This window comes from Streptomyces solincola, from assembly GCF_002982015.1.
Classification (GTDB): Bacteria; Actinomycetota; Actinomycetes; order Streptomycetales; family Streptomycetaceae; genus Streptomyces; species Streptomyces solincola.
On record NZ_PVLV01000603.1, the window covers coordinates 1 to 2,687 of the forward strand.

General features: G+C 71.9%; 2 protein-coding genes. One reads left to right on the plus strand and one right to left on the minus strand.

Annotated elements, in window-relative coordinates; translation table 11 throughout:
• Positions 1-313: 313 nt before the first annotated feature.
• Positions 314-652, minus strand: coding sequence for a chorismate mutase (locus C6N75_RS28055; protein WP_105871662.1), 339 nt, complete (start codon positions 650-652; stop codon positions 314-316).
• Positions 653-1,014: 362 nt separating this feature from the next.
• On the opposite strand from C6N75_RS28055, the gene guaA reads away from it, so the two are divergent.
• Positions 1,015-2,598, plus strand: coding sequence for a glutamine-hydrolyzing GMP synthase (guaA, locus tag C6N75_RS28060; RefSeq protein ID WP_105871663.1), 1,584 nt, complete (start codon positions 1,015-1,017; stop codon positions 2,596-2,598).
• The last annotated feature ends 89 nt before the right edge of the window (positions 2,599-2,687 follow it).

Here is a 2,687-nt window from a genome sequence, read left to right on the forward strand (position 1 = left end):
GGGTGCGGGGGTGGTTCGGGGCGGGACGGCCCCGATGCGGCCGGTTCCGGGCGTCCCCGGAACCGGCCGCCTTGAGGGTGACCGGGCTGCTGTCCCCTGCCGTCCGGTCACGCACGCCGAGACGCGGTCCCACGGCGCACCGAGGAGGTGCGCCACACGTCCCGGCGGAGCCACGCGTGGTTGCTTCGGCCCGCCCCTGGCTGGCACGGACAACCCGGTCAACGAAGCCCGCACCGGGGCGGTCACGCGCCAGACGGGTGAGAGCGCCGCCGAACTCACATCCGGCCGCCCCCACCGGCTTCTTGCGGCGGTCTCAGACCGTGCCGCGGCACATCTCCAGCATGGTCATCGCCAGCGAGGTGCCGCGCCGGCCCAGCGCGTCCCGGTAGTGGGCGAGCACCTCGGTCTCGCGGGCCAGGTTCACCCGGCGCCCGCCGGAGGCGATCCGGGCTTCCTGGATGACCGCCGACACGGCCATCCGCTCCTGGATCAGGCCGATGATCCGGTCGTCGAGGGCGTCGATGCGCTCCCGGGCGCCGGAGACCACCCGGCCCGCATCGTCGGTGCGGGCGCCGGTCCACTCGGCGTCGGCGGCACGCTCGTGGGCACGCTGGTGCACGGCGGGGGCGGCGGGGGCGGTGGTCGCGTTCATGAGGGCTCCTCGTGGATGCGGATGGGAATGTCGCGGGGATCGCGGGGTGGGCGCGGCCCCCGGACCGCGGGGCCCGGAAACGGCAGACGCCCCGGGCCTTATCGGCCCGGGGCGCCTGGGAAGTCGCTTGTCAGTTGCTCAAGCAGCACGACCATGGCAGCCGGTGGGCCCGGTGCCATAGGTAAAGACGAAGGTCGAGAGCTTGCGCATGGGAGCCAGTATGGACCATCCGCCCAAGCCCGCCACCCCCGGTTCGGATGGTGAGACGAGAGGGCGGGTGACGCGGGCCGTTAGACTCGAGACACACCCCCTACATCACCGCACCCCCGCAGCTCACGTCTCCACGCCGGAAGGCCGCCGTAGTGTCATCAGCGAATCCCGCTGCCGCGCCCGACGCCGTACTCGTCGTCGACTTCGGCGCGCAGTACGCCCAGCTCATCGCCCGCCGCGTCCGCGAGGCCCGGGTCTACAGCGAGATCGTCCCCTCCACCATGCCGGTGGACGAGATCCTGGCCAAGAACCCCAAGGCGATCATCCTCTCCGGCGGCCCGTCCTCGGTGTACGAGGAGGGTGCCCCGAGCATCGACCGCGCACTGTTCGAGGCGGGCGTCCCCGTCTTCGGCATGTGCTACGGCTTCCAGCTCATGGCCACCACCCTCGGCGGCACCGTCGACAACACCGGCGCCCGCGAGTACGGCCGCACCGGTCTGCACGTGTCCAAGGCGGGCTCCACCCTCTTCGAGGGCACCCCCACCGAGCAGCCGGTGTGGATGTCGCACGGCGACGCCTGCTCCGCCGCGCCCGAGGGCTTCACCGTCACCGCCTCCACCGACGTGGTGCCGGTCGCCGCCTTCGAGAACGACGAGAAGAAGCTGTACGGCGTGCAGTACCACCCCGAGGTGATGCACTCCACGCACGGCCAGCAGATCCTGGAGCACTTCCTCTACCGCGGCGCCGGGCTCACCCCCGACTGGACCACCGGCAACGTCATCGAGGAGCAGATCGAGGCCATCCGCGCCCAGGTCGGCGACCGGCGCGCGATCTGCGGGCTGTCCGGCGGCGTGGACTCCGCGGTGGCCGCGGCCCTCGTGCAGAAGGCCATCGGACCGCAGCTCACCTGCGTCTACGTCGACCACGGGCTGATGCGCCAGGGCGAGACCGAGCAGGTCGAGAAGGACTTCGTGGCCGCCACCGGCGTCCAGCTCAAGGTCGTCGACGCGCAGGAGCGCTTCCTGACCGCGCTCGCCGGGGTGTCCGACCCCGAGGAGAAGCGCAAGATCATCGGCCGGGAGTTCATCCGGGTCTTCGAGCAGGCCCAGGCCGAGATCGTCGCCGAGGCGCCGGGCGACCAGCCGGTGGAGTTCCTGGTGCAGGGCACCCTCTACCCGGACGTGGTGGAGTCCGGCGGCGGCTCCGGCACCGCCAACATCAAGTCCCACCACAACGTCGGCGGACTGCCCGAGGACCTGGAGTTCCAGCTCATCGAGCCGCTGCGCAAGCTGTTCAAGGACGAGGTCCGGATGGTCGGCCAGGAGCTCGGCCTGCCGGACGAGATCGTCCAGCGCCAGCCGTTCCCCGGTCCGGGCCTCGGCATCCGGATCGTCGGCGAGGTCACCCGCGAGCGGCTCGACCTGCTGCGCGAGGCCGACGCCATCGCCCGCGAGGAGCTGACCGCCGCCGGGCTGGACCGCGACATCTGGCAGTGCCCGGTCGTACTCCTCGCCGACGTCCGCAGCGTCGGCGTCCAGGGCGACGGCCGCACCTACGGCCACCCGATCGTGCTGCGCCCGGTGTCCTCCGAGGACGCCATGACGGCCGACTGGACGCGGATGCCGTACGACGTGCTGGCCCGCATCTCCACCCGGATCACCAACGAGGTACGCGACGTCAACCGCGTCGTCCTCGACGTCACCTCCAAGCCCCCGGGCACCATCGAGTGGGAGTAGATCCCCCACCTGCCCGCACCGGAGCCGCCGCTCACTCCCCGTGAACGGCGGCTCCGGTGCGGGCAGGTGGGGGATCTACTCCCACTCGA

Excerpts from the sequence above, each read along its gene's own strand:
- C6N75_RS28055 (WP_105871662.1), bottom strand. The coding sequence starts at position 652 with ATGAACGCGACCACCGCCCCCGCCGCCCCCGCCGTGCACCAGCGTGCC.